Origin of the sequence: Gordonia sp. CPCC 205333, assembly GCF_048537885.1 — a bacterium.
Lineage (GTDB): Bacteria > Actinomycetota > Actinomycetes > Mycobacteriales > Mycobacteriaceae > Gordonia.
Genome location: NZ_JBCLVI010000001.1, coordinates 157,412 through 183,943, shown reverse-complemented (window position 1 = coordinate 183,943; position 26,532 = coordinate 157,412). Strand labels below are relative to the sequence as shown.

The following is a 26,532-nucleotide window of genomic DNA, read 5'->3' as shown; positions in this document are numbered from 1 at the left end:
ATACACGGAGATGTCGAGATCGGCTACCCCCTAGGGGTATTGCCGCCGACTCACACGCAGACGGCTTCGACTATCGGCCGCACCGTCTGTCCGTCAAAGTTGAATACTCGCGACGTCGCCACGCCATCAAGGGCATCAAGGGCCGGGAAATCGACTCGGGAATGGCACCCCCGCGACTCCTCTCGGGCCAGCGCCGCTGCGACCACAGCGCGGGCGGTGAGCGTGAGCGCCGCATCTTCCAAATCGCCGACCGTGGTCATCGCCCGATTCGGCGCGGCGAGCAGGGCGGCGGCCGTCTCGGCTAGCCCGGCGGCCGAGCGGGCGAGCGCGACCTTTCCGGACATCAAGTCCTGCAAGACTTTTCGGTCCATTGCCGGGCGATCCTCGACCTCTGGCGGAGAAACGTCGGCTACCGGCAGGCCGGTGCGCCTGATCGCAACCCCGGCAGCATTGCGTCCCATCACCAGGCCCTCGAGCAGGCTGTTCGACGCGAGCCGGTTGGCACCGTGCAACCCGGTCCGGGCAACTTCGCCCGCGACGAGCAGACCGGGCACCGACGTCTGCCCCGACGGCGAAGCCACCACGCCGCCGCACAGATAGTGCGCGCCGGGAACCACCGGAATACGTTGCGGCACATGGCCATCAGCAATTCCGGCGGCACGGAGGCCGGCCGTGACCGTCGGGAACCGCCGCTCGAAATCATCGACTTCGGAGATATCGAGGTAGACGCAGTCGTCACCGGAAGCTTGCATCGACGCCTGTACCGCACGCGACACGACGTCGCGCGGCGCGAGGTCGCCCATCGGATGAATACCGGCCGTCACCGACTCGCCGCGCGCATCGACCAGCCGGCCCCCCTCGCCGCGTACCGCTTCACTGATCAACGTCCGCCGCCCGCGAGCCCCCGGCAGGTACAACATCGTCGGGTGGAATTGGATGAACTCGAGGTCGGCAACATGCGCACCGGCCCGCAACGCCAGCGCGATACCGTCGGCGGTCGCGCCCGCCGGGTTCGTGGTGGCGGCATACAGATGCCCGGCACCCCCGGTGGCAAGCAGAACCGTCGGTGCGTAGATGACGCGCACCCGGCCCGAGTCGGGGGTGCGATACGCCGCGCCGACGACGGTACCGTCGGCTATCAGCAGGTCAGTGACCACGGCGTCGTCGATACACGTCAAGGCACTATTCAACGATGCGGTCATCATCTGGCCCAGTGCCCGCTGCACCTGAGCCCCCGTCGCATCGCCGCCTGAGTGGATGATCCGGCGCACGCTGTGACCGCCCTCGCGCGTACGGCGGAACGAGCCGTCGGCGTCGCGGTCGAATTCGGCACCGCGAGCCACCAACTCGGTGATCGCGGGCCATCCGTCGGCAATAATCGGGCGCGTCGCGTGAACGTCGGTCAGGCCGGCACCGGCCGCAAGCGTGTCGGATACATGCAGGTCGATCGAATCCTCCGGATTATCCGGCTCTACGACCGCGATACCGCCCTGCGCATAGAACGTCGACGTCGACTGTTCGCCTCGATCGGCACGCCAGCGCGGTCCTTTGTTCAGCACGACGACCCGTAGGCCGGCCGCTGCCGCGGATAGTGCCGCGGTCAACCCGGCGATACCTGCCCCGACCACGATCAGGTCGACATTGTCGCGTTCGCGCATGCCAACCACCTCCCATAGTTTTCGACTATCAATCGAAAACTATGTCAGAGTGGGTAAGCCCGCATCAACCCCTTTGCGATGATCGTCTTTTGAATCTCGCTGGTACCTTCTCCGATCAGCAGGAATGGCGCATCGCGCATCAGTCGTTCGATCTCATACTCCTTCGAGTATCCGTATCCGCCGTGGATGCGAAAACTCTCTTGAGTCACTTCGGCGCAGTACTCACTTGCCAGGTATTTCGCCATCCCCGCGGCGACGTCGTTTCGCTCACCGGAATCCTTGAGGCGGGCCGCGTTGACCATCATCAGATGTGCGGCCTCGACCTTGGTCGCCATCTCGGCGAGTTTGAACGCGATGGCCTGATGCTCGGCGATGGGCTTGCCGAAGGTCGAGCGCTGCTGCGCGTAGCGGATCGCCAGTTCGAAGGCGCGCTGGGCGATACCGCACGCACGTGCGGACACGTTTACCCGGCCAACCTCGACGCCGTCCATCATGTGGGCGAAGCCCCGTCCCGCCTCGCCGCCGAGGATATCCGACGCGCGCGCCTGATAGCCGTCGAAGACAAGTTCGGTTGTGTCGATGCCCTTGTACCCGAGTTTGTCGATCTTGCCTGGGATGGTCAGGCCCGGCTTGACCTCGCCGAAGCCAGCCGGCTTCTCGATGAGGAAGGTGGTGAGATTCCGATGGGGTTTGTCGGCGCCTTCGTCGGTATGAACAAGTGCCGCAATCAAAGTCGAGCTGCCACCGTTGGTCAGCCACATCTTCTGACCGTCGATTCGATAGTCACCGTCGGATTCTCGACGAGCGCGAGTGCGGATGGCGGCGACGTCGGAGCCGAGCTCAGGCTCCGACATCGAGAAGGCACCGCGTAGATCGCCAGTTGCCATCCGCGGCAACAGATTTGACTTCTGTTTGGCGGTTCCGTGCTGCCGAACCATATAGGCGACGATGAAATGCGTGTTGATCACGCCGGAAATACTCATCCACCCGCGTGCCAGCTCTTCGACGCATAGCGCGTAGGTGAGCAACGATTGCCCCGCACCGCCGTATTCTTCCGGAATCATCAGGCCGAACAGACCCATCTGCTTCATCTGTTCGACGATCGCGGTCGGATACTCGTCGGCATGCTCGAGGCGTTGCGCGTTCGGGATGATCTCCTTGTCGACGAAGGCGCGTACGGCCGCGACGATCTCGGCCTGCACATCAGTCAGATCCGGGGTCTGCGCGAGCCGGAGGTTCGGTGAATTCACGGTGATGCCCTTCTCATGAGGTCGTCATCGAGTAGTACCACCCGAGCGATGACACCCCTCAGCGGCCGCCCCGACCACCCGCCTGGGAAATTCGCAGCGCCGGCCTACAAACGCGCGCGACGCAACAGTTGCGCATTGGCGGCGACGATGACTGTCGACGCCGACATCAGGATTGCGCCGACTGCCATCGGCAGCACAAATCCGATCGGAGCGAGCAATCCGGCCGCGAGGGGTACCGACACGATGTTGTACCCGGCCGCCCACCACAGGTTCTGCTTCATCTTGCGGTACGCCGCTCCCGAGAGGTTGATCGCAGAGACGACGGCTCGCGGATCGTCGCCGGCCAGAATCACGCCGGCCGACCCGATGGCGACATCGGTACCCGCGCCGATCGCAACGCCGACGTTGGCGCGGGCCAGGGCCGGTGCATCGTTGACACCGTCACCGACCATGACGACTATCGCACCTTCAGCCTGTAGTTCGGCGACCTTGGCTTCCTTATCTTCCGGTCGCACTCCGGCATACACGCGCTCGATGCCGAGTTGAGCGGCGACACGATATGCCACCGGCGCGGCGTCACCGGTGATCATCACCCGCTCAATTCCGTTGGCCCGCAATGCATCGACTGCCTGACTCGATTCCGGCCGAATTTCATCCGCGAGCGCGAGCGCACCGATGACCTCTCCGTCTGCGACGACATGTAGCACGGTATTTCCGTCGTCGGCCCAGCGTTGAATATCAGACAGGATCGAAAGGCCTTCCTGTTCAAGGAGTTTCGGTCCGCCGACCGCGACGACGTGGCCATCAACCTCGGCCCGCACCCCGACCGCGGCGCTGGCGAGGAATCCCAACGTGGTGGGCCGAGCCAGCTGCCGACTGTCGGCGGCCTCGACGATGGCACGCGCCAGTGGATGTTCACTGTCCCGTTCGGCCGCCGCCGCGACGCCCAGGATCTCGTCGTCAGTCCAGCCCGCCGTCGAAACCACCGCGACCACGCCGGGTTCACCTTTGGTAAGTGTGCCGGTCTTGTCGAATAGCACCGTCGTCGCATTGCGCAAAGTCTCCAGTGCCACCCGATCTTTCACCAAAACGCCCATCTTCGCCGCCCGCTCGGTCGCTATCGCGACGACAAGCGGAATCGCGAGGCCCAGTGCGTGCGGGCAGGCGATGACAAGGACGGTGATCGTCCGAATGATCGCGTTGTCGGGTTCGCCCAACGCAGTCCAGATGATCGCGGTCAGCGCTGCCGATGCCAGCGCGAACCAGAACAGCCAACCTGCTGCCTTGTCGGCCAGTCGCTGAGCATGCGACGACGAGTTCTGCGCCTGGGCGACCAGGCGCGCGATGCCGGCGAGCGCGGTATCGTCACCCACGGCGGTGATCCGCACTCGAATGGCCGTATCAGCGGTGACGGTACCCGCGACCACGTGGTCACCTACGTTGCGCTGCACCAATTTTGACTCGCCGGTGATCATCGACTCATCGAGATCGGCTGTGCCATCGACGATCTCGCCGTCGGCCGGCACACGCGCACCGGGACGCACGATCACGACATCACCGGTCCGGAGGTCGGTCGGGGCGACCAGCGCCACCTCGTCACCCTCAACTCGCTCGGCTTCGTCAGGCAGAAGCGCGGCGAGGGAATCAAGCGCCGAGGTGGTCATCGCGAGCGAACGCATCTCGATCCAGTGACCGGCCAGCATGATCACGATCAGGAGAGCCAGCTCCCACCAGAAATCGAGGTCGTGTGCGACGACCTCAAGCGCTGCCAGCCAGGATGCGACGAACGCAACGGTTATCGCCAGCGCGATGAGGGTCATCATGCCCGGCTTGCGTCCCCGCAACTCACCGACCGCACCGGTCAGGAATGGTTTGCCACCCCAGGCGAACATGACCGTTCCCAACACCGGCGAGACCCATTCGAGCCAGGGCCATCCGGGGAGTTGATAACCGATGATCGAGGCAAACATTCCGCTCGCCAGTACCGTCGGCACCGCGAGCACCGACATGATCGCGAACAGACGTCCGAACTGAGCCGCGTGTCCCGCGTGACCGCCATGTTCGGCGTGATCATGCTGAGTTGCCGATCCGTGCTGATCATGCGCCGTGTGGTCATGGGCCGTCGAAGTGTTCACTACCCTGTTCTATACCCCCCAGGGGTATAGGTCAAGTGCAGCCACCCTCGCGTTACGAGCCAGACCTATCCTGACGGATATGAGGCAGGCGCTACGGCACGGACCATTTCAGTACGCGACGGCACAGCGATTCGAGTTACCGCAAGCGGTACGCGGGATAATTCCGGTGTCCGGAGCGCAGTGTCCACAGGATCGCTCCCGCCTCGAGCCGGTGCTGGGGCCGCAGTCACCGCTGCCCGACAGCGAAGACTGTTTGCACCTCACGGTCACGTCACCGACCCACGATGGAGAACTAAGGCCGGTGCTCGTCTGGCTCCACGGCGGCGCCTTCGTCACCGGTTCCGGATTGCTGGATTGGTACGACGGGGCGGCACTGAGCGTCCAGGGCGACATAGTCGTCGTCGCGATCAACTATCGCCTGGGTGCGTTCGGTTTCTTGCGTATCGACGGCACCGCCGACGGCAATTATGGTCTGGCCGACCAACTTCAAGCGCTGCGGTGGGTCCAGACCCATATCGAACAGTTCGGCGGCGACCCGACGGATGTCACCATTGGCGGACAATCGGCCGGCGCCCTGTCAGCCGCGTTCCTACTCGGCTCGGCACGTGCTCGGTCCCTCTTCCGTCGGGCAATACTGCAGAGCGCCCCACTTACCGCATGGCAGGACGCGGAGGCCGCCGAGGCCATTGGCAACAGCTACGCTCGCATCCTTGACGCCGACCCACGCACCGCGCCGGCAGCAGACTTGGTTGCCGCGGGCACGGAGTTGGCAGCCCAACACGCGCGTACCGCCGGATCAGCAGCAGACATGCCATTTGTCCCAACGGTCGGGATAGCGCCGATCCCTCTCGAACCCGGCGTCGGCGTCGGCGTCAACGCTGATGGTCGAGCGGTCATGTACGGGTGGACAGCCGACGAGGGCACGGCATTTGGGACCAAATACCCACGGGCAGTGACCGATTCGGTCTTCACTGCCCCGACCGCCGCGTTCGGAGAACATCTCCGGAAAGCCGGCGCACCGACGTCGACATATGAGATTCACTGGCAACCCGACGACTCGTCATTCGGCGCAACCCACTGCGTTGAACTACCACTACTGTTCGGCGACCAGGCAGCGTGGAGCGCCGCACCAATGCTGGGCACCACACCGTGGCGCGAGGTCGACCAACTCGGCGTCGCGATTCGGGACATCTGGACGAGCTTTATCCGCACCGGTCGACCCAATGCGCCATTCGGCCTACCCATCACCGTGACAGAAACGTCGCGGCCAATTCACCCCAGCGCGCATGCTCCTGAGGAGTCGATGCCACCACCAACCGCGAATTCGGAAGCGCATCTGCCAACTCCTGCGCCGACGACACCGGATGGGACGGATCTCCCGTCCACGATAGAATGAGGACCGGTTTATCCAGCGCCCCAAGCACTTTCGCTGGCGGTAGATCAGTTTGAGCGGAACCTCTCAATACCGCCGCGTATTGCCGGGAACGCACACGGACAGGTGTCACATACCGCCGCGCACCTGCCAATGCGGGCGAGGCCGGAGTATCAGCGTTGAGCGCCTGCAACGCCGCGAACCCCTTGTCTTCCAACAGCTTTGCCGAGGCCAATCGCGCTTGATTGGCCGCCGGACGGGTTGCCCAGATGGTCGGGGGCGTAGTCAGCACCAGGCGTCGGAACCGATCAGGTTGCGCAAGTGCCGCGTACACGATCGACGACGTACCCATCGAAGTGCCGATGGCATCGACCTGTTCGGAATCGGCGACGACGTCGAGCAGAGCGAGCAGGTCCGCCGCCAGTTCGGGCCAGGTGTACTCGACCGGCGTCAACCCACCTGATGAGTGTCCGTGCCCGCGCGCGTCGTACCGAATAAGCCTGTGCTGCTTACTGATCGACCGCCAGTCGAAATGTCCGGCAGCCTCCTGGGTGGTGGCTGCCGAACCAATGCCGTGTGCCCACACCACCGATTGGCCGGTGCCGGTGGCACTCCAGGCCAGCCGAGTGCCACGAACATCCGCGTACTGATATCTAGCGGCCACTACCCGAGGGTCGCGGCGTCGATGACGAACCGGTAGCGCACATCGCTGGCGATCACCCGCTCGTATGCTTCGTTGATCTGGTCGGCGGAGATCACCTCAATTTCCGATCCGACATTGTGTTCGGCGCAGAAGTCGAGCATTTCCTGTGTCTGCGTGATGCCGCCGATCATCGAGCCGGCAAAGCTGCGTCGGTTACGGGTCAATGAACCGGCCTGCACCTCGATCGGCTGTTCGGGCAGACCCAACTCGACTAGGGTGCCGTCAATCGCAAGCAGCCCAAGGTATTTGGACATATCCAGATTGGCCGACACAGTATTGAGAATCAGGTCGAACGAACTGCGCAACGTGGTGAACGTTTCCGGATCACTGGTCGCGTAGTAATGGTCGGCGCCCAGGCGCAGTCCATCTTCGAGCTTCTTGAGCGACTGCGACAGCACCGTCACCTCGGCGCCCATTGCGTGCGCGAGTTTCACGCCCATATGGCCGAGCCCACCCAACCCGATGATCGCGACCCTCTTGCCCGGTCCGGCATTCCAGTGCCTCAATGGCGAAAATAGCGTGATGCCGGCGCACAGCAACGGCGCCGCGACATCGAGTCCGATCCCCTCGGGAATCGAGCAGACATAGTTTTCATCCACGACGATCCCCGCGGAGTATCCGCCGTCCGTCAGTCGCCCATCGCGACCGCGTGCCGCATAGGTTCCGACCATCCCTCGCTCGCAATACTGCTCCTCGCCGGCACGACACGCGGCACATTCGCGACAAGAATCGACCATGCATCCAACGCCGACCCGATCGCCGACGGCGAATTTGGTGACACCGGGACCGACGGCTTCCACTAGTCCGGCGATCTCGTGACCGGGCACCACCGGATATGGGGTCGCACCCCACTCACCACGGGCCGTGTGGATATCGGAGTGACAGATCCCGCAATACGCGATGTCAATGCGGACGTCATGCTCACCAAGTTCCCGGCGCTCAATCGTGATCGGCCCCAACGGCTGGTCAGCGGCGGGTGCGGCATAGGCGGCAACTGTTCGGGCAGCGGTGTCAGATGTTGTTTTCTGCATATATCCAGCCTGCCACGACGGGGTGGTCGGTGCGCCACATGTCTAGCAACACTAACTACCTTGGATGTGTGATACCCCACACCACAACATGCTCGGGTTGGCATCCGGGCCGGTCAACGGCACTAGACTCACCCTCGGTGAATACACAGCAGTCCAACCCACGTACGACGCTGCCAGAGGTGTCTCCCGCTACCGAGGTGACGCGGCTGGCCTCTGCGGCAGCTCACGCAGCTGCGGGTGTCGGACGATACGCGCTGCACACCGCCAACGATGTGTTGCACCGGAAGCTCCCATCCGGACAGCGCGCCGCACAGGAAGTGGTGTCGACTTTCGAACACCTCGGACCCACCTACGTGAAGCTCGGCCAGCTCATCGCGTCGAGTCCGGGCGTATTCAGCGAAACCCTCTCAACGGAGTTCGAGACCCTACTCGACCAAGTGACTCCCGCCGATCCGAAGGCCATCGGCGCGCTGTTCACGCGTGAACTCGGCAAGCCACCGGACGAAGTGTTCGCCACCTTCGACGCCGAGCCGATCGCGTCGGCATCAATCGCCCAGGTACACACCGCGACACTGCACAGCGGCGAAGAAGTCGTTGTAAAGATCCAGCGCCCGGGCATCGCGCGACGTCTCGCCCCCGATGTCGCACTTCTCGAACGAGTCGCCAATCTCGTCGAGCTAACCGACGCGGGCAAAATGCTCAGCGCGCGCCACGTCGTCGAAGATTTCGCCGACGGGCTGGACGCCGAGCTGAACTTCCTCAATGAAGCGTCGACCATGCAGGAGTGGTTCGACTGCCTGCAGCCCGGCCCGTTTGGCGATCGCGTCCGCGTTCCCACGGTGTACCACGAGTTTTCGACGGCGCGAGTGTTGACGATGGAACGGATCTACGCGACGCGGATCGACGATGTCGCTGCGGTCCGCGCGGCTGGACACGACGGCACTGAGCTCTGCCGCAATCTCTTACTCTCCCTTCTCGACTCGGCGTTCCACGGTGGTCTGTTCCACGGGGACCTGCATGCCGGCAACGTGCTCGTCGATGCCGATGGCAGACTCGTGCTCCTCGACTTCGGGATCGTCGGCCGGTTCACCCCGCGCACGCGTCGGATTCTGCGGCAGCTCGTCGTCGACCTGATCGTTAAGAAGGACTACGACTCAGCCGGCCGAGGGATTTTCCTACTCGGGGCCGTGCATAAGCCGGGGTCGACGATCAAGGGTGGATCGGACCTGGAGAAGGTCACCGCGCCGCTATCGGGCACCGCACTCAACGACATGTCGTATACGGATCTGGGCCGGCAGATGGCCGCCATCGCCAAGGTCCACGACGCCCGCCTTCCGCGTGAACTGGTGCTCGTCGGTAAACAATTGCTCTACGTGGAGAAGTACATGAAGCTTCTGGCACCCCGCTGGAAGGCGATCGCCGACAAAGAGATCTTCGGTTACATGGCTGGAATCATGAAAGAAGCCGAACGCGACAGACGTCGCGAAACGAATTAACAATTGGCAACAGTGGCCACAGGAGTCACAAATGTCACGTAAGTGCCTATAGGCTGGGGCGAACTGTGTGCTCGCACCGGCAACGATTACAAGGAGAACAATGAAACGAGTGTGGTCAGCATTGCCCGCCTTCCTCGGCGTCGCGTGCATCATGGCGGCAATCGCAACGGCGTTCTACCTGGTCCCGCAGCTACGGGTGGTGCCACTCGACCTCGACATCACCTCCGACGCCCAGACCGTGACCGCCGACGGCACCTCCAACAACCGGTACCCCGCGGTGATCTTCGATCGCTGCTCGGTGACGCAGCGTAAGGCCCGCCAGCTCGACGCGAACCTCGTCCAGCAGCGCCGCTCGGTAATTGTCGATCCGTCCGACAAGCGGCAAGCGACCGTTCAGTCGGCGCAATCGGTTGTCATCGAACGAACTCGCGACGCAGATGGCAAAGAGGAGACTCCCAGCGTCGCTGCTGCCAACGGTGAGCGAGCATGTGCCGATGGGCTGCTGACCGCGTCCATCGATCGAGTCTCGGTAAACCGCAAGACCTCGGTGCCCAACGGCACCATTGCTTCGATCCAGCTCGAAGCTGTCCCCGAGGGCGCCTCGGTCAAAGACGTTTCGGTCGACGCGCCCCGCAAGGGCTTCCAGTACAAGTTCGGCTTCAACGTCAAGAAGCGGGACTATCTCTACTATGACCTCAACACCCGCTCGGACAATGCCGCGAAATTCGTCGGCGAGAAGGCCATCAACGGCCTCACCACATACGAGTTCGTCAGCGAGGTTCCCGAGACAGATCTGTCCGGACTAGCCAACGCACAGGGTGAAGCCGCGCTCGGCACCATGCTGACGATGCCCGCGAGCTGGTGGGGTATCACCGGTCGCGATGTTAAGCCGAAAGACTCGGTCACCCTGCATCGCTATGCGAAGGCCACCCGCCACGTATTCGTCGAGCCGAAGACCGGCACCATCGTCGACGGCCGCGAGGATCAACACCAGTACTTCATGTCACCCGACCAGAGCGAGGACACCCCCGAGTCGGTCCGGAACTTCCGGCTAGACGCGCTCAAGGGCACCTTCAAGTGGGATGACGCCACCGTCGCGCGGCAGACCGACAAGGCATCGGGATACGTGAATCAGCTCAAGTGGGGCGGGGTATTCCTGCCGATCATCTTGGCGGTCGTCGGAGTGCTGCTACTCGGCCTATGGGCGCTACTGTTCTTCCGCGGGCGCCGCAAGAATGACGGTGGTCGCGACAACGACTACGGTCAACCGAATGTCGGCCCAGCACCATCGGGCGCTGGATTCGCGGCCGGTGGCGTATCGCTGGACAAGTCCGACGATCAGCCCACGACAGTTCTACCCGGCGACTACGGCAACTCCCCGTACTCAACCGAGGGTGGCCGTCAGGGGGGCGACGCCGGTTGGGCACCATTCGCCAACCAACAGCCGTCGGGCCCATACCGGGCGGACCCATATGCCGCAGATCCGTATGCCGGCACCCAGGTCCACGGCAGCGAACCATGGGCACGTGAACCCGCGCAGCAGCAGCCGTTAGATGATCGGTACACCACCGATTATCAAGGGACACAACAGGAATACGGCACCGATTCCTACGGCACCGCACCGATTGACCAGGGCAGCAACGTCGCGCCGACGAACCGGCACGCGCGGCCCGATGACGATGACACGGCCATCATCCCACCGGCCGAGGACTACCAGGGGCGCCATTCGGGCGACTACGGTTCAACCGCGCCAACGTATTTCGGCCAAGACGACGACTCGGCCGGACCTGCGGTCCGGCGTCATATCGACCCTGAGGACCGGTAGGCGTCGCACGAACGGTACCGGACGCTGAGATCACGCATGCGCTGGGTACGCGTGGACCAGTGCCGACGTCAGGTGCGGAACCCGCTGCGCCAACACTTTCTGAGCGTCGTGCGCGGCCGAATGCGCCTGGGCAAGTGAGAGACTAGCGTCGACGTCAAGTTCGACGTCGGCGTGCAGACGATGCCCAACCCACCGCATCCTTAGTGAATGCGGTTGCCCCAAACCGGCTTCGATGAGGACACGCTCGGCGTCGGCGACGATCTTCGGGTCGACACCGTCGAGCAGCCTGCCGAACACTTCACGCGCTGCGGTCCACAAGACCGCGAGAATAGCCGCTGAGATCAGCAGGCCCACAATGGGATCGGCAAGCGGGAACCCGAGCCACACGCCTCCCGCACCAAATAGCACCGCAAGAGATGTGAGGCCGTCGGTTCGCGCGTGCAGACCGTCAGCGACCAATGCGGCCGAGCCGATCTTCCGTCCGACCCGGATCCGGTAGAGGGCGACCAGTTCGTTTCCAACGAAACCGATCACACCGGCCAATGCCACCCAGCCGAGATGATGCAGCGGAACCGGATTCGTGAGTCGGCGGACCGCCTCAACGCAGGCAACGATCGCCGAGAGAGCGATCATCGCCACCACGAAAAGTCCGGCTAAGTCCTCGACGCGGCCGAAGCCGTACGTGAATCGCTTTGTCGCACTTCTAGTTCCGACGGCGAATGCAATCCAGAGCGGGACCGAGGTTAGTGCATCGGAGAAATTATGGATGGTGTCAGCAGCCAGCGCGACTGATCCCGAGACCATGACGACAAGCAGTTGCGCCACCGCGGTCACGCCGAGCACAACAAGACTGACTTGCACCGCGCGTATGCCCGCCCGGTCGGCGGTCAACGCATCGTCCAGCCGATCGACCGTGTCGTGACTGTGTGGCATGACGGCGTGACGCACAGTCGTCAGCAGACTGTGCCGATGCTTGTGGGGATGTTTGTGCCGATGTTTGTCGGGATGAGCGCTCACGACGCTCCGCCATTCTGATGCAGAGCCCGTAGACCGGCATCGGACGTATGATGCGGCGGCACACCGGGACTCGCATGCTCGGCGTTGTGCACGGCATCGACGACGAGCTGCCGAATATGCTCATTCTCGACGCTGTAGTAGATCGTGGTGCCTTCACGCCTGGTCCGCACCAGCCGCGCCATCCGCAGTTTGGCGAGATGCTGCGACACCGACGGCGCCGCTTTGCCGACTTCGTCGGCCAGTTGACTCACCGACATCTCGCGATCGCGAAGCGCCCACAACAGCCTCACCCGAGTTCCGTCGGCCAGCATTCGGAACACTTCGACGACGAGTCCTATCTGGTCGTCGTCGAGCCGCCGTCGACATGAACCACTATCTGCATTCATACGCAGATATTAAGCCTCGAAGCTATTGGCGCGCAACTCTGGCTAGGTACCTCGGCCCAGGCAACGCAAAAGGCCGGCGCCCCTCTCGGGGAACCGGCCTTCTGGGTTAACGATCTATCAGCGTCCGAAGAATGCCGGGCGGAAGGTCGTGTAGTACGACTGGCGGAACCGCTCGTTCCAGTAGTCCCACCAGTGTGCGCCATCGGGCGTGATGTTGGTGGTCAGGTTGACGCCGAGGGTGCGCAGGCGAGCGATGTACAGCTGGCTGCTGATCGACGCAGCGGTCTCCAGCGGAACCATCTGGGCGAACTTGACCGGGTTGAAGTTCGCCGACGTCGGGGTAAGTGACGAATCGAACTTACTGGTGATTCCGGTACCCGACGACACGTATACGCGCTTGCCAACCAAGTTGCCCGCACTCAGGAACGGATCGTTCTGGAACCAAGTACCAGCGGGGTAGAAGCCCCACATGTTGATGGGATTGCCGCCCATCTCGGCGACCGAGACCTGGATGCCCTGCGTGAAGCCCGGCATAGTGACCGTGGGGTAGCCACTGTAGGAAGCGACTGCGCGGTAGAAGTTCGGGTGCCGCGAAGCCAGGTTCAGCGCCGCTGTACCGGACATCGACAGACCTGCGATGCCGTTACGGCGGTTGTCACTGTTGTGCTTGGCCTTCATGTAGGCCGGCAGCTCACGGGTTAGGAAGGTCTCCCACATCGGCTTGCCCAGTTTGGGGTCGCGGCTGAGCCAGTCACTGTAGAAAGTGCCGCCGCCACCGAATGGGAGAACCAGGTTTACACCCTTGCCAACCATGAAATTATCGATGCCGGTGCGGTTCTGCAGCCAGCCGGTGGTGTTATTCGGTGCACGCAGACCGTCGAGGACGTACAGCGTCGGCTTGGGGCCACTGCCACCTGCACTGACGATACGAACTGGGATGCTTCGGTGCATCGATGCCGAGTACACGTACTCGGTGGTGCCAGCGGCTTGAGCTTGCGGAGCGACGGCCACAGCAACACCTGCGGCCGACGCCAACGCAAGTGCGCCGGCCATGATGCGCTTACGGGCGCTCTTCAACATTTAGTAAGTCCTTACGATCTGACCAAAAGGCTTCGTTCATATGGGCATGTGGTGATCCGATGACCAAACATGGCCCAGGGCTCCCCGTCGTTAGGGAGTGTAACGGCTCGATAACACGCGGGCAAAAGCAACTGGCGATCTATGCCCGTGAAAGACACTCGAGTAACGCTACTACCTGCCGAAACGCCGTCAGAGAACAATTCTCGATCGAGTTGATCACAAGTTGGCTTTTGCAGCCGAAGGATCAGGTTCTGTTCAGTCTCGCCCGTTCGCCTAGGCTTTGTGACGTGGACCTCTCCGAATACCAGTCCTTCGATGCCACCGCGCTCGCCGACCTCGTCGCTAAGGGCGAAGTGACCGCAACCGAATTGCTTGAACTCGCGCGGGCACGCGCCGACGTCGCCAACCCGAAACTCAACGCGATCGTCGCGCACATCTCCGAAGCCGACACCCAGGCTGCCGATTCCGCGGCCTCCGGCCCGTTCGCTGGCGTCCCGTTCCTCATCAAAGATCTCGCTCAGGAGTACCGCGGCTACCCGACGTCGTGCGGATCACGGTCGTTGGCCAAACTGCCCGCGACCGAGCATGCGAATATCACCCAACGATTCCTCGACGCGGGGTTCGTCATCTTCGGCAAGACAAATACTCCGGAGTTCGGGGCTAAGGGTGTCACCGAGTCTGAGTATTGGGGCCCCGCGCGCAACCCGTGGAATACCGACCACACGCCAGGCGGATCGTCGGGTGGGTCGGGTGCCGCCGTCGCCGCGGGCATCGTGCCAGCCGCTGGGGCCAACGACGGCGGCGGTTCCATCCGAATCCCGGCCGCGTGCAATGGCCTGGTCGGGCTCAAACCAAGCCGCGGCATCGCACCATTCGGACCGGCGGCCGGCGAGTCGATGTTCGGAATGGCGGTGCAGGGCGCGGTCACGCGGACCGTGCGCGATGCCGCAGCGATCTACGACGCCGTCGTCGGGCCGACCGCGGGTTCGGTCTATCCCACGTCCACACCCGACGTCAGCTACCTCCAGCAAATCAAGAGCGCCCCCGCCGGACTTCGGATCGGCTACTCCGCCCGCTCGGCAATCAATGCCAATCCGCATCCCGAAGCCGTTGCGGCGGTAGAGAATACAGCGAAACTTCTCACCGAACTGGGACACCACGTCGAGCCGGTCGATCCACCATACGACGACGAGGCGCTGGCACGCGACTTCCTCACCATCTGGTTCGCGGTACTGGCCACCGAGGTGGCGCAGACCCGCGAACTCACCGGCGCGAGCGACTCCGACTTCGAGGCTGACACGCTCGCCATCGCCGAATTGGGTAGGTCCGGAGGTGTAGTCGCCGCGTTCACCGCTCTCGATAGCGTGAACAAGTATGTACTGTCGCTCGACCGGTTTCATCGGGACTACGACCTACTACTCACTCCGACGTTGGCCACGCCCCCGCTTACGGTCGGTGAGACCACTACGGCACCACTACTCCAGCGCGCGTCTCGCGTCATCTCCCGCGTTCATGCTGGAAAACTGTTGTCACTCAGCGGCATTCTCGACGACCTCATCTCACAGAGTCTCGGCTGGGTGCCCTATACCCAACTGGCCAATCTCACCGGTCGGCCCGCGATCAGCGTTCCGTTGCATTGGACCGCAACCGGGCTCCCGCTCGGAGTGCAGTTCGTCGGCCGCCTCGGCGCCGACGGCGGCCTCCTTTCCCTCGCCGCCCAACTCGAAGCCGCCCAACCGTGGTTCCACCGCTATTCGGAAGTGCAGGTCTAACACGTGGACAACCCTGAAGTGATCGTCGTCGGATCCGGCCTCGCCGGACTTGTCGCAACCTACGAACTCACCAAAGCCGGCCGTCGCGTACTCGTCGTCGACCAAGAGAATCGTAAAAACCTTGGTGGACAAGCATTCTGGTCGCTCGGTGGACTGTTCCTCGTCGACACTCCCGAACAGCGCCGGCTCGGAATTCACGATTCCGAAGAGCTTGCCCTGCAGGACTGGATGGGTTCGGCCGGCTTCGATCGCGATGTCGAGGACAACTGGCCGCGACAGTGGGCGCGCGCATATGTCCGATTCGCCGCGACCGAAAAAAGACAGTATTTGCATGACCTCGGTTTGCGTATCACCCCGGTCATCGGGTGGGCCGAGCGCGGCGGCGGATTCGCCGACGGTCACGGCAATTCGGTACCCCGGTTCCACCTGACCTGGGGTACCGGACCGGAGGTCGTCCGCGTATTCGCCGAACCCGTTCTGCAGGCCGAACGAAAAGGGCTTGTGCACTTCGCATTTCGCCATCGAGTCGACGATCTGATCGTCGATGACGACGGTTCCGTCGTCGGCGTTCGCGGATCGGTGCTCGAAGACTCCGATACCGAACGTGGGGTGGCGTCGTCGCGAACAGTACTGTCCGACTTCGAGTTTCGCGCACCCAAAACCATCGTCACGAGTGGCGGCATCGGCCACAATCATGAGTTAGTGCGCAAGAACTGGCCGGTCGAGCGGCTCGGCCCCGCTCCGAAGACGATGATCTCGGGTGTGCCAGCCTATGTCGATGGTCGCATGCTCGGCATCGCCGAAGACGCTGGCGCGCACCTGATCAACCGCGACCGGATGTGGCACTACACCGAGGGGATCCACAACTGGGACCCGATCTGGCCTAACCACGCCATCCGCATCATCCCCGGACCGTCATCGCTGTGGCTCGATGCCAACGGCAATCGACTTGCGCCGCCGAACTTTCCAGGGTTCGACACCAACTCGACGATGCGAGAAATTCTGGCGACCGGCCACGATTATTCGTGGTTCATCCTCACCCAGTCGATCATCGAGAAGGAATTCGCGCTGTCGGGGTCGGAGCAGAATCCAGATATCACCGGCAAGGACCTCCGGTTCGCGGCCAAGAGCCGCCTCGCCAAAGGTGCCCCTGGTCCGGTACAGGCATTCGTCGATAACGGCGTCGACTTCGTGGTCGGAAACACCCTGGCTGAGTTGGTGCCCAAGATGAACGCCATCGCCCGCGGTCCGCAGCTCGACCTTGGCCAGATCGAGCATATCGTCGAGGCCCGGGATGCGCAGTTGGACAACAAGTACAGCAAAGACGCCCAGTTGATGGCGATGACGAACGCTCGACAGTACCTGGGCGACAAGGTGGTTCGGGTAGCCAAACCACACCGACTGCTCGATCCGGCGCACGGGCCACTGATCGCGGTTCGGCTCAACATCCTGACTCGAAAGACGTTGGGCGGCCTGGAGACCAATCTCGATTCGCAGGTGATGCGTTCTAGCGGTACACCATTGACCGGTCTCTACGCGGCCGGCGAAGTCGCCGGCTTCGGCGGCGGTGGTGTACACGGCTATAACGCACTGGAAGGAACCTTCCTTGGCGGCTGCATATTCTCTGGTCGCGCGGCGGGCCGGCACGCCGCGCGCTGAGACGTACTAGAGTTGTCACAGTGAACTCCGGATCAGCGACCGGGCAGACAATTCTCACCCGCAAAACCAAAAGCGCAGCCTTCCTTGTGTTGTGCATCAATGACGACGGTGTCGACACTGTCCGTGACGTGCTTGGCGGTTTCTCCGGCCTGGTCCGCTCAGTGTCCTCCCGTGCCCCCGAGTCGGCCCTGGCCGGTATCGTCGGCATCGGCTCGCAGGCATGGGATCGGCTGTTCACCGGTCCACGGCCCGCTGGCCTGCATCCGTTCGTCGAGTTGGTCGGCGAGACGCACACCGCGCCGTCTACGCCGGGTGACATCCTCTTGCATATCAAGGCCGACCAGTTTGACCTCTGCTATGAGGTCGCGACGAAAGTCGTTGAGCAGTTGGGTGATTCGATTGATGTCATTGACGAGGTCCATGGCTTTCGGTATTTCGATCTCCGCGATCTAATCGGATTCGTCGACGGCACCGAGAATCCTGTAGGTGCCGCCGCTATCGCGGCGATCACGGTCGGCGACGAAGATCCCGACTTCATCGGCGGCAGTCATGTCACGGTTCAGCGCTACGTCACCGACTTGCCGGCCTGGAATGAAGTGGGCACCGACGGCCAGGAGGCAGCGATCGGACGTACCAAGTTGGAGAACATCGAATTCGACGATGATGTCAAGCCGACCAATTCACATATCGCGCTCAATGTGATCGAGGATGACGACGGCAATCAACTTCAGATCGTGCGCGACAACATGCCATACGGCGACGCCTCCGGCGAGCGCGGAACCCTGTTCATCGCCTACTCGGCGTCACCCGAGGTGACCGAACGGATGATGTCGAATATGTTCATCGGCGATCCGCCGGGCAATCATGACCGGCTGCTCGACTTCACGACGGCGGTCACCGGTACCCAGTACTTCGCCCCCACTGTCGAATTCCTCGAAGATATGCCGCCCGCACCAGAAGAGATTGCGGCGCAACCTGATTCACCAGCAAAGTCAAGCGACGGCTCGCTCGGCATCGGCTCTCTGCACTGATCACCTGACACATCCACTACAGGAGGCAGCACATGAATAACCTGCATCGCGAACTGGCACCGATCTCGAGCGCCGCCTGGGAGGCGATCGAAGAAGAGGCATCGAGGTCGTTCAAACGAAATGTCGCCGGCCGCCGACTTGTTGACGTGAAGGGCCCCTTGGGCCTCGACGTCGCGTCGGTGACTATCGGGCACCGCTCCAAAATCGACGCACCGGGCACCGGAATCGTGGCATCGCTGCGCCACACGCAGCCGCTCGTCGAACTCAAGGTGCCGTTCTCGGTCACGCGAGAAGCGATCGACGACGTCGATCGTGGTGCGCAGGACAGCAATTGGGACCCAGTCGTCGACGCGGCGCGAGAACTCGCCCTGGCCGAAGACCGTGCGATCTTCGACGGTTACCAAGCCGCAAGCATCACCGGCATCGCCAGTGCCGACGGTTCGTCGAGAATCGCGTTACCCTCCGACGTCCGGGACTATCCGGAAGCGGTGAGCCAGGCGTTGGCACGGCTACGCCTCGCGTCGGTTGACGGTCCGTATTCGCTCGCCCTGTCGGCGGAGGTGTACTCACTGGTCAACGAGACTTCCAACCACGGCTATCCGATCCTGCAGCATCTGCAACGCGTGGTGACCGGAGACATCGTCTGGGCGCCGGCAATTACCGGTGCATTCGCGGTTAGCACGCGAGGCGGCGACTTCGAGCTGACCATCGGTCAGGATGTGTCGATCGGCTACGACTCGCATGACGGCGACGTGGTCAATCTCTACTTCACCGAGTCGTTCACTTTCCTGTCTTATACCGGCGAGGCCGCGGTCGCGCTCACCGCTCCGTAGGCAGGAACTGCTGGTATCTGCTTGTGGGGTCACCGCGAGGGCCAGTCCCCCTCCGGGCCAACCATCTCGCAGGTTTCGGCCGGTCTTAGACATCTGGAATCGGCAGATCCAGATTCGGCGTCAACAATCCGCCGTCGACTTCCAGGATCTTTCCGGTCACATAGGCCCCGGCGGGCGACGCCAAATACAGTGCGGCCGCCGCTATGTCGTCGGGGTCCCCCAGGCGTCGCAGCGGAGTCGCCGATTCGATGGCACCGCGCATCTCATCGCTGTCGGCGACCACCTGCAGCGCCGACGTCAAAATCGCACCGGGGGCGATCCCGTTGACCCGGATCCGCGGGTTGAGGTCCATCGCGGCAAGGCGTGTGTAATGCGCCAGCGCCGCCTTCGCTGTTCCGTACGCGGCGTACGCTCGTCCCGGCAGCCGTCCGACGGCCGAGGTGACGTTGATGATGGATCCACCGCCTGCCGTCGAAATCATTTGCGGCACAGCGGTACGCACCAACGCGTGCGCGGTTGCGACATTGAAATTGAAAGCATCCGAGAGGTGCTTCGGCTTGGTGTCGAGCAGCGGTCTCGGTAACGCACCCCCGACGTTGTTCACGACGGTGTCGAGCCGACCGAATTGTTCGACAGCGACGTCGGCGAGCGCGGCGACCGCCTCGGGATCGGCAAGGTCGGTCGCGACAATATGTGCGCGGCGCCCGGCCGCGACCACCTGCCGGGCAATATCGTCGAGGTCGGACTGGGTACGCGCGGCGATGACGACGTCGGCACCCGACTGGGCAAATCCGACGGCTATCGCGGCACCTAGGCCACGTCCGGCGCCAGTCACGATCGCCACGGTGTCATCGATACGAAACTTGTCGAGAAGCATGGCCCTCACTGTGCCACGAAAATAGAACAGGTTCTAGCCCAATTCTCGGACAATTCCCCCCTTCCCGGCACGGGACAGAAAATGCTTCGGCGCATGTCGGTACTCATTGCTACCGTCGATCAAGTGAGTGCCCCATGCTGAGCCGACTCCTCCGCTCCTACCTGGACAATTATCGTCGCGAGATAACCACCGTCATTGTGCTGCAACTCGTCGCCACCGCGGCGATGTTGTACTTGCCAACCCTCAACGCGGATATCATCGACAACGGCGTGGCCGTCGGCGACACCGGCTACATCTTCCGCATCGGCGCCATCATGTTGGTCGTCACGCTGGCCCAGGTCGTCTGCTCGATCATCTCGCTGTACTTCGGGTCGCGGGCGGCGCTCGGCGCCGGGCGAGATATCCGGCACGACCTGCTGCATCGCATAAACAGTTTCTCGGCTCGTGAGGTCGGTAGATTCGGCGCTCCCTCACTGATCACTCGCACCACCAACGATGTCCAGCAAGTCCAGATGCTTGCCTCCATGTCGATGACCATCCTGGTGATGGCCCCGATCATGTGCGTTGGCGGCATCGCGATGGGAATCCATGTGGCACCGGGCATGTCGTGGATCATGGCGGTCGCGGTGCCCGTACTCGGTCTGGCGATGGCCGTCATCATCGCCCGCATGATTCCCGGTTTCCGCTCGATGCAGGCGCGTATCGACAACATCAATCGCATTCTGCGCGAACAGATCACCGGCATTCGAGTGGTCCGGGCGTTCGTCCGGGAACGTCATGAGAAGGCCCGCTTCGGCGTCGCCAATGGCGATCTCACCGACGCGACACTGCGCGTCGGCCGCATGATGGCCCTGATGTTTCCCGCGGTCATGCTGATCACCAACGTCACCATTGTCGCCATCATCTGGATCGGCGGCCACCAAGTGGCCGACGGTTCGGTCGAAATCGGCGCACTCACCGCGATGATGAGTTATGTCATGCAGATCATGATGGCGGTGATGATGGCATCCTTCCTCGCGATGATGGCCCCGCGCGCGGCCGTCTGCGCCGAACGCATCTCCGAAGTTCTCGACACCGAGACGTCAGTTAGCCCACCCGACGCACCGGTCGGCTTCGCCACCGAGCCGTCGACCGTCAGTTTCGACGCCGCCGAGTTCCGCTACCCTGGCGCCGATGAGTCTGTGCTGCAAGATATCTCCTTCGCCGTAGCTCCCGGCACCACCACGGCGATCGTCGGATCGACCGGCTCAGGTAAGACGACGCTGCTGAACCTAGTGCCGCGCCTGATCGATACGACGTCCGGCACGGTCCGTGTAGGAGGCACCGACGTCGCTCGACTCGACCCTGATGCGCTTCGTTCGGTCATCGGGCTGGTTCCGCAGAAGCCATACCTGTTCTCCGGCACCATCGCCGCCAATGTGCGGCACGGCAAACACGATGCCACTGACGATGAGATTTGGGCTGCACTACGCATCGCCCAGGCGGACGATTTTGTAGCCGCGATGCCCGATGGTCTCGATACCGCTGTCGCACAAGGCGGTACTACGGTCTCCGGTGGCCAGCGACAGCGTCTCGCTATCGCTCGGGCGGTGATCCGCAACCCATCGGTCTATCTATTCGACGATTCGTTCTCCGCTCTCGACCTCACGACCGATGCCAGACTGCGCGCCGCTCTCCTGCCGGTCACCGGCGATGCGGCGGTTATCGTTGTCGCGCAACGTATCTCCACCATCATCGATGCCGACCAGATCATCGTCCTGGACAAGGGCCGAATTGCCGGTATCGGCACCCACGAGCAGCTATTGGCATATTGCGCAACCTATGCGGAGATCGCGGAGTCTCAACTGGCGGTGACCTCATGACACGCCCGATGGGAGGCCCACCCACTGAGAAGGCACGGTCTTTCGGTCCCTCGGTGCGCCGGCTGCTCAAGCTGCTCGGCAAGCGGCGCGCTGCGGTGGGCACCGTTATCGCATCGATCGTCGCGTCAGTCGTCCTGACCGCCTATGCGCCAAAAGTGCTCGGCCATGCCACCGACTTGATCTTCAACGGTGTCATCGGCGGTCGACTACCGTCCGGCATCACCAAAGATCAAGCGGTACAGGGTCTTCGCGAAGACGGCCAGGGCACGTTCGCCGATATGGTCACGTCGATGGACCTGACACCCGGCGTCGGCGTGGATTTCGGCGCGGTTGGCCAGGTCCTCGTCTGGGTGTTGATCCTGTACGCCGGCTCGTCGTTACTCTCGTGGCTCGCCGCCTATCTGCTCAATATCGTTGTCGCGCACTCGATCAAGGAGTTGCGCACCGACGTCGAGAACAAGGTTCACCGACTGCCGCTGCGTTACTACGATGCCTCCGCGCGCGGCGACCTACTCTCACGAGTGACCAACGACCTCGACAATCTGTCTCAAACCCTGCAACAGACCATCAGCCAATTCCTCAACTCCGTTCTGACGGTCATCGCCATTTTGGTGATGATGCTCTGGATCTCGCCACTACTGTCGGTGATCGCGGTACTCACTGTGCCGCTTGCCTTCGTAGCAACAACGCAGATCGCAAAGCGTTCCAAGCCGCATTTCATGGCCCAGTGGGCGTCGACGGGCCAACTCAATGCTCAGGTGGAAGAGGCCTTCACCGGACACGAGCTGGTGAAAGCCTTTGGGCGGCAAGCGCAAGTGGAATCTGCCTTCGATGACCGCAACGAGAAGCTGTACGAGTCGAGCTGGCGCGCCCAGTTCATCTCCGGCATCATCATGCCAACCATCATGTTCCTCGGCAACGTCAATTACGTGGTCGTCGCGGTAGTTGGTGGGCTACGCGTGGCATCGGGGTCGCTCAGCCTCGGTGAAGTGCAGGCCTTCATCCAGTACTCACGCCAGTTCACCCAGCCGCTCACCCAGATCGGGTCGATGTTCAACCTGATGCAGAGTGGAGTCGCATCGGCTGAGCGGATCTTCGACATCCTCGACGCCGACGAGGAAAGTCGCGACCCGGCCACACCGTCGACGCCCGACCACGACCGCGGCCTCATCGAATTCGATGATGTGTCATTCCGATACGTCCCCGACAAACCTCTCATCGACAATCTGTCGCTCATCGCCAAGCCCGGACATATGGTCGCCATCGTGGGGCCGACCGGCGCGGGTAAGACCACCCTGGTCAACCTGATCATGCGGTTCTACGACGTCGACTCCGGGACCATCAAGGTCGACGGCACCGACTCGCGCCACATGACGCGCGACGATCTGCGCGAGCGAACTGGGATGGTGTTGCAGGATTCCTGGCTGTTCGGCGGCAGCATCTTCGAGAACATCGCCTACGGTGATCCGACGGCGTCGTACGAGGAAGTCATTGAAGCGGCCAAAGTCAGTCACGTCGATCATTTCGTACGGGTGCTGCCCGACGGTTACGACACCGTAATCGACGAAGAGGGTGGCGGCGTAAGCGCAGGTGAGAAACAGCTGATAACGATCGCGCGTGCCTTCCTCGCCAAACCCACGATCCTGATCCTCGACGAGGCGACCAGTTCGGTCGATACGCGCACCGAGCTGCTGATCCAGAAGGCGATGGCACGTCTGCGCCGAGGTGAGCAAACGGACGGTGAGTCCAGAGGCCGGACGAGTTTCGTAATCGCGCACCGACTTTCAACTATCCGAGACGCCGACACGATCGTGGTGATGGAGGACGGCCATATCGTCGAGCAGGGCGATCACGAAGAATTGCTGGCATTGCGGGGCGCCTATTACCGGCTCTACAACAGTCAGTTCGTGGGCGCGGTGGCCGAGTAAGAATCACGAAGTTCCATCGGGCTGTATCGCGACTATCCTTACCGTCATGACCAGCCAGGAACTGCCGAGAGTCGCGCCCCAGAGCGGTGACGAGTGGCGTGCCTGGCTGTCGGCCAACCACGACTCCTCGGTCGGGGTATGGGTTGTACTGGCGCGCAATCGTATTGAGCCAATCTCCTATGAGGATCTAGTGTGCGAGGCGCTGTGTTGGGGATGGGTCGACGGCTTGGCCAATCCCCTCGACGAAACGCACACGATGCTTCGATTCACGCCTCGCCGTCCTGCCAGCGCGTGGGCCGCAACCAACAAGCGTCGTGTGGCACAGTTACTGGCCGACGGCCGGATGCAGCCTTCTGGCCAAGCCGTTGTCGACGGGGCTAAGGCGTCCGGGTCGTGGACACTACTCGACGACGCCGAAGCGCTCATCGAGTCGGATGAACTCACCGTCGCCCTCGACGCCGTCCCACAGGCTCGTCTCAATTGGGACGCGTTTCCGCCATCGGCGCGAAAGTTCGCGCTATCTCAGATCGCCTTCGCCAAACGGCCAGAAACCAAGTCACGACGAGTCGCCAAGATCGTCGAGCAGGCAGCGAACAACATTCGCCCCAGCTAGCCGCTCCCAGACAGTCGGCTAGCTCGCAGGTGGTCACCGTCCGCACAATATTCGCGCGACAACCCGCCCTACGCCGTGTAATCATGTCTCGCGAGACATTGACACGCGATCTTGACGGAGGTGACCGACATGCCAATCCATACTCTTCGTGGACTGCGCCCGCAGCGCGAACGACTGACCGACACAACGTCGGTCTATCTGCTGCGCCGTAATGATTTTGGCTATCTCTCGTCCTGCCGTACCCCCTGAGCCAATTCTCGTGAGGTGCGGATCCCGCATCCACGACCATCGAAAGCTCAGTCCAATGAACATCTTCGTCACCAACCCGGGTTTGCAGATCCTCGCCATCGCGTCGTGGCAACGTGCGGCAACGCTGTTGGTCACCGGCGACGCGGTGAATCTCGCTAGCGCACCGATCGTCAAGGTCGTACGATCACCCAGCACCGCCTTGGCGATACACCGGGTGATCGCGGTACAGCGCAATGCCTTTCGTCCGTGGTCCAACGCAACCCCGGATACCTATGCGCCAAACGCCGCCATCCTCACCCGCGACGCACGCATCTGCGGATACTGCGGCGCACCGGCGGCCACGGTCGACCACGTCCGGCCATCGAGCCGTGGCGGTGGATCGACCTGGCGGAACCTCGTCGCGTGTTGCTCAAAGTGCAACTCGCACAAGGCAGCTCGCACACCTCAGGAGGCCGGCATGGCATTGCGGATCACCCCGCGGGTGTACGACCCCTGGCAGCACTATCAACGACAAGTGTACGAGCTCGTTACCTGACCCGACTTTGAAAGGAGGAATCATGGGCCGACGCCCACGGGACACACAGCTACTGCGCGCACTGACGCAGTTCCTCGTGCCCTCCACCGAAATCGATTGGGACCGAGCGCGTTGCAGCGGACATCCGCAGCCCGAGTTGTGGTTCCCCTTCCCCAGTGAGAGTTATGACGTCGCGGAGCGCCTCTGTGCGGCATGTCCGTTGCGTCGAGACTGTTACGAGTTCGGCATCGACAACCACCTCGACGGCGTGTGGGGCGGTGTCGACCTGGTCTACGGCCGTGCGGTCGCCCGCACGGCCTAGTCCGGGTATGCCCTAGTAGTCCCGGCCGGAGCTCACCCGCGAGAGCAGTTCCTCACCGGCACTGAAGCGTCGGATATTCTCGGCAAGCCACGGCGCCATCTCCTCGGTCAGCCTCGAGGCCGGGTTCGCCACGTGTGGGGTGACGATGACGTTGGGCAAAGTAAGTAGCGGGTTATCCTGAGCCGGCGGTTCCGGATCAGTGACATCGATTGCGGCGCCGGCAATTTCACCTGCGATCAGCGCGCGATGCAACGCCGCCTCATCGATCAGCGGTCCGCGCGCCACATTCACCACCCACGCGTGGGACGGCAGGGCCGCTAATGAAGCATCGTTGATCATGTGATGGGTTGACGGTGTCGACGGCGCCGCCAAGACCACATGATCAACCCGGCCCCACACATCGTCCAGGCGTACGGCCGGAACGGTCTCGTCTGCGCCGTCGACCTTCCGACCGGAGTAGTTGACCGCGACAACCCTTGCACCGCAGGCCTTCAGCCGTGGAGTTAGTTCACGGCCGATGCCGCCCGCACCGATAATGCCAACCGTCGCACCGCGCAGAGTCCGTACCTCGGGATCGATCCGCTCCTTATCCCAGCCGTACCGAATTGCGGTGTTGATCTGACGCAGCCCGGCCAGCAAGAGGCCCAGCGCGTGCTCGGCACATCCCGCGGCATAGAACCCGGACGCATTGGTCCATTTACGACGATCGTCGATCACTCCGGCAGTCACGAATTCCTCGATCCCTGCCGTCTTCAGTGCCACCCACTCGACGCCGTCGGCGAGCTGGGGAAAGTCGTCAGCTCCGCCGAGCCAGACCAGAACCTCGGCATTGTCGGGCGAAACAAGCTGTCCCCCGGCATCTTTGATCGCACCGACCAGGTGCTGGTCGGTGTGCGGCGCCAGTGCTACCCGCACCATA

21 protein-coding genes and 1 pseudogene are annotated in these 26,532 nt (G+C 62.7%); 12 read left to right on the top strand and 10 right to left on the bottom strand.

Annotated features, from left to right (window positions below; genetic code table 11):
- Positions 1-50: 50 nt before the first annotated feature.
- The 3 genes from nadB to AAFP29_RS00885 all read right to left on the bottom strand — a co-directional run bounded on the left by nadB (position 51) and on the right by AAFP29_RS00885 (position 5,043).
- Positions 51-1,658, bottom strand: coding sequence for an L-aspartate oxidase (gene nadB / locus AAFP29_RS00895; RefSeq protein WP_419215417.1), 1,608 nt, complete (start codon positions 1,656-1,658; stop codon positions 51-53).
- 44 nt (positions 1,659-1,702) lie between these two features.
- Positions 1,703-2,908 carry an acyl-CoA dehydrogenase family protein gene (locus AAFP29_RS00890; RefSeq protein WP_419215416.1) on the bottom strand — a complete coding sequence of 402 codons (1,206 nt, stop codon included), beginning with the start codon at positions 2,906-2,908 and terminating at the stop codon, positions 1,703-1,705.
- A 104-nt stretch (positions 2,909-3,012) separates the two neighbouring features.
- Positions 3,013-5,043, bottom strand: a complete 2,031-nt coding sequence (locus AAFP29_RS00885; RefSeq protein WP_419215415.1) for a heavy metal translocating P-type ATPase — start codon at positions 5,041-5,043, stop codon at positions 3,013-3,015.
- Positions 5,044-5,122: 79 nt separating this feature from the next.
- On the opposite strand from AAFP29_RS00885, the pseudogene AAFP29_RS00880 reads away from it, so the two are divergent.
- A pseudogene (locus AAFP29_RS00880) lies at positions 5,123-6,259 on the top strand (carboxylesterase family protein); the annotation flags it as partial.
- Between the two features lie 28 nt (positions 6,260-6,287).
- Here the strand turns inward: AAFP29_RS00880 and AAFP29_RS00875 are convergent.
- Both AAFP29_RS00875 and AAFP29_RS00870 read right to left on the bottom strand, forming a co-directional pair.
- Positions 6,288-7,079, bottom strand: coding sequence for an alpha/beta fold hydrolase (locus AAFP29_RS00875; protein ID WP_419215414.1), 792 nt, complete (start codon positions 7,077-7,079; stop codon positions 6,288-6,290).
- Positions 7,079-8,149: an NAD(P)-dependent alcohol dehydrogenase gene (locus tag AAFP29_RS00870; RefSeq protein WP_419215413.1), complete on the bottom strand. Its 1,071-nt coding sequence runs from the start codon at positions 8,147-8,149 to the stop codon at positions 7,079-7,081. Before AAFP29_RS00870 ends, AAFP29_RS00875 begins: the two co-directional genes overlap by 1 nt.
- A 137-nt stretch (positions 8,150-8,286) precedes the next feature.
- Here AAFP29_RS00870 and AAFP29_RS00865 point away from each other — a divergent pair, with 137 nt between their 5' ends.
- Both AAFP29_RS00865 and AAFP29_RS00860 read left to right on the top strand, forming a co-directional pair.
- On the top strand, positions 8,287-9,645 hold the full coding sequence (locus AAFP29_RS00865) for an ABC1 kinase family protein (RefSeq protein WP_419215412.1): 1,359 nt from the start codon (positions 8,287-8,289) through the stop codon (positions 9,643-9,645).
- Between the two features lie 100 nt (positions 9,646-9,745).
- On the top strand, positions 9,746-11,470 hold the full coding sequence (locus AAFP29_RS00860) for a DUF3068 domain-containing protein (RefSeq protein ID WP_419215411.1): 1,725 nt from the start codon (positions 9,746-9,748) through the stop codon (positions 11,468-11,470).
- Positions 11,471-11,500: 30 nt separating this feature from the next.
- Here the strand turns inward: AAFP29_RS00860 and AAFP29_RS00855 are convergent, their stop codons facing one another.
- The 3 genes from AAFP29_RS00855 to AAFP29_RS00845 all read right to left on the bottom strand — a co-directional run bounded on the left by AAFP29_RS00855 (position 11,501) and on the right by AAFP29_RS00845 (position 13,953).
- Positions 11,501-12,487: a cation diffusion facilitator family transporter gene (locus AAFP29_RS00855; RefSeq protein WP_419215410.1), complete on the bottom strand. Its 987-nt coding sequence runs from the start codon at positions 12,485-12,487 to the stop codon at positions 11,501-11,503.
- A complete protein-coding gene (locus tag AAFP29_RS00850) occupies positions 12,484-12,873 on the bottom strand; it encodes an ArsR/SmtB family transcription factor (RefSeq protein WP_419215409.1) in 390 nt (129 codons plus the stop codon). Before AAFP29_RS00850 ends, AAFP29_RS00855 begins: the two co-directional genes overlap by 4 nt.
- A 117-nt stretch (positions 12,874-12,990) precedes the next feature.
- The gene (locus AAFP29_RS00845; RefSeq protein WP_419215408.1) at positions 12,991-13,953 is read right to left on the bottom strand and encodes an alpha/beta hydrolase; all 963 of its coding nucleotides are present in this window, start codon (positions 13,951-13,953) and stop codon (positions 12,991-12,993) included.
- Between the two features lie 287 nt (positions 13,954-14,240).
- Here AAFP29_RS00845 and AAFP29_RS00840 point away from each other — a divergent pair, with 287 nt between their 5' ends.
- Genes AAFP29_RS00840 through AAFP29_RS00825 form a run of 4 tightly spaced genes read left to right on the top strand, consistent with a single transcriptional unit; the run spans position 14,241 to position 19,248 of the window.
- Positions 14,241-15,725 (top strand): amidase, encoded by a 1,485-nt coding sequence (locus AAFP29_RS00840; protein WP_419215407.1) that lies wholly within the window; start codon positions 14,241-14,243, stop codon positions 15,723-15,725.
- A gap of 3 nt (positions 15,726-15,728) precedes the next feature.
- On the top strand, positions 15,729-17,384 hold the full coding sequence (locus tag AAFP29_RS00835; protein WP_419215406.1) for an FAD-binding dehydrogenase: 1,656 nt from the start codon (positions 15,729-15,731) through the stop codon (positions 17,382-17,384).
- A gap of 20 nt (positions 17,385-17,404) precedes the next feature.
- On the top strand, positions 17,405-18,415 hold the full coding sequence (locus AAFP29_RS00830; protein ID WP_419215405.1) for a Dyp-type peroxidase: 1,011 nt from the start codon (positions 17,405-17,407) through the stop codon (positions 18,413-18,415).
- A 32-nt stretch (positions 18,416-18,447) separates the two neighbouring features.
- The gene (locus tag AAFP29_RS00825; protein WP_419215404.1) at positions 18,448-19,248 is read left to right on the top strand and encodes a family 1 encapsulin nanocompartment shell protein; all 801 of its coding nucleotides are present in this window, start codon (positions 18,448-18,450) and stop codon (positions 19,246-19,248) included.
- 85 nt (positions 19,249-19,333) lie between these two features.
- Here AAFP29_RS00825 and AAFP29_RS00820 read toward each other — a convergent pair whose 3' ends face one another.
- Entirely contained in the window at positions 19,334-20,125 is a 792-nt protein-coding gene (locus AAFP29_RS00820) for an SDR family oxidoreductase (protein WP_419215403.1), read from the bottom strand.
- A 134-nt stretch (positions 20,126-20,259) separates the two neighbouring features.
- On the opposite strand from AAFP29_RS00820, the gene AAFP29_RS00815 reads away from it, so the two are divergent.
- From AAFP29_RS00815 to AAFP29_RS00795, 5 genes are all read left to right on the top strand, one after another.
- Positions 20,260-21,987 (top strand): ABC transporter ATP-binding protein, encoded by a 1,728-nt coding sequence (locus tag AAFP29_RS00815; protein WP_419215402.1) that lies wholly within the window; start codon positions 20,260-20,262, stop codon positions 21,985-21,987.
- The gene (locus AAFP29_RS00810; RefSeq protein WP_419215401.1) at positions 21,984-23,915 is read left to right on the top strand and encodes an ABC transporter ATP-binding protein; all 1,932 of its coding nucleotides are present in this window, start codon (positions 21,984-21,986) and stop codon (positions 23,913-23,915) included. The genes AAFP29_RS00815 and AAFP29_RS00810 overlap by 4 nt, the downstream gene beginning before the upstream one ends.
- A gap of 46 nt (positions 23,916-23,961) precedes the next feature.
- Positions 23,962-24,528 (top strand): YdeI/OmpD-associated family protein, encoded by a 567-nt coding sequence (locus AAFP29_RS00805; protein ID WP_419215400.1) that lies wholly within the window; start codon positions 23,962-23,964, stop codon positions 24,526-24,528.
- Positions 24,529-24,832: 304 nt separating this feature from the next.
- On the top strand, positions 24,833-25,312 hold the full coding sequence (locus tag AAFP29_RS00800; RefSeq protein ID WP_419215399.1) for an HNH endonuclease: 480 nt from the start codon (positions 24,833-24,835) through the stop codon (positions 25,310-25,312).
- Positions 25,313-25,334: 22 nt separating this feature from the next.
- Positions 25,335-25,613, top strand: coding sequence for a WhiB family transcriptional regulator (locus AAFP29_RS00795; protein ID WP_419215398.1), 279 nt, complete (start codon positions 25,335-25,337; stop codon positions 25,611-25,613).
- A 12-nt stretch (positions 25,614-25,625) separates the two neighbouring features.
- Here AAFP29_RS00795 and AAFP29_RS00790 read toward each other — a convergent pair whose 3' ends face one another.
- Positions 25,626-26,531 carry an NAD(P)-dependent oxidoreductase gene (locus AAFP29_RS00790; protein WP_419215397.1) on the bottom strand — a complete coding sequence of 302 codons (906 nt, stop codon included), beginning with the start codon at positions 26,529-26,531 and terminating at the stop codon, positions 25,626-25,628.
- Position 26,532: the final 1 nt, after the last annotated feature.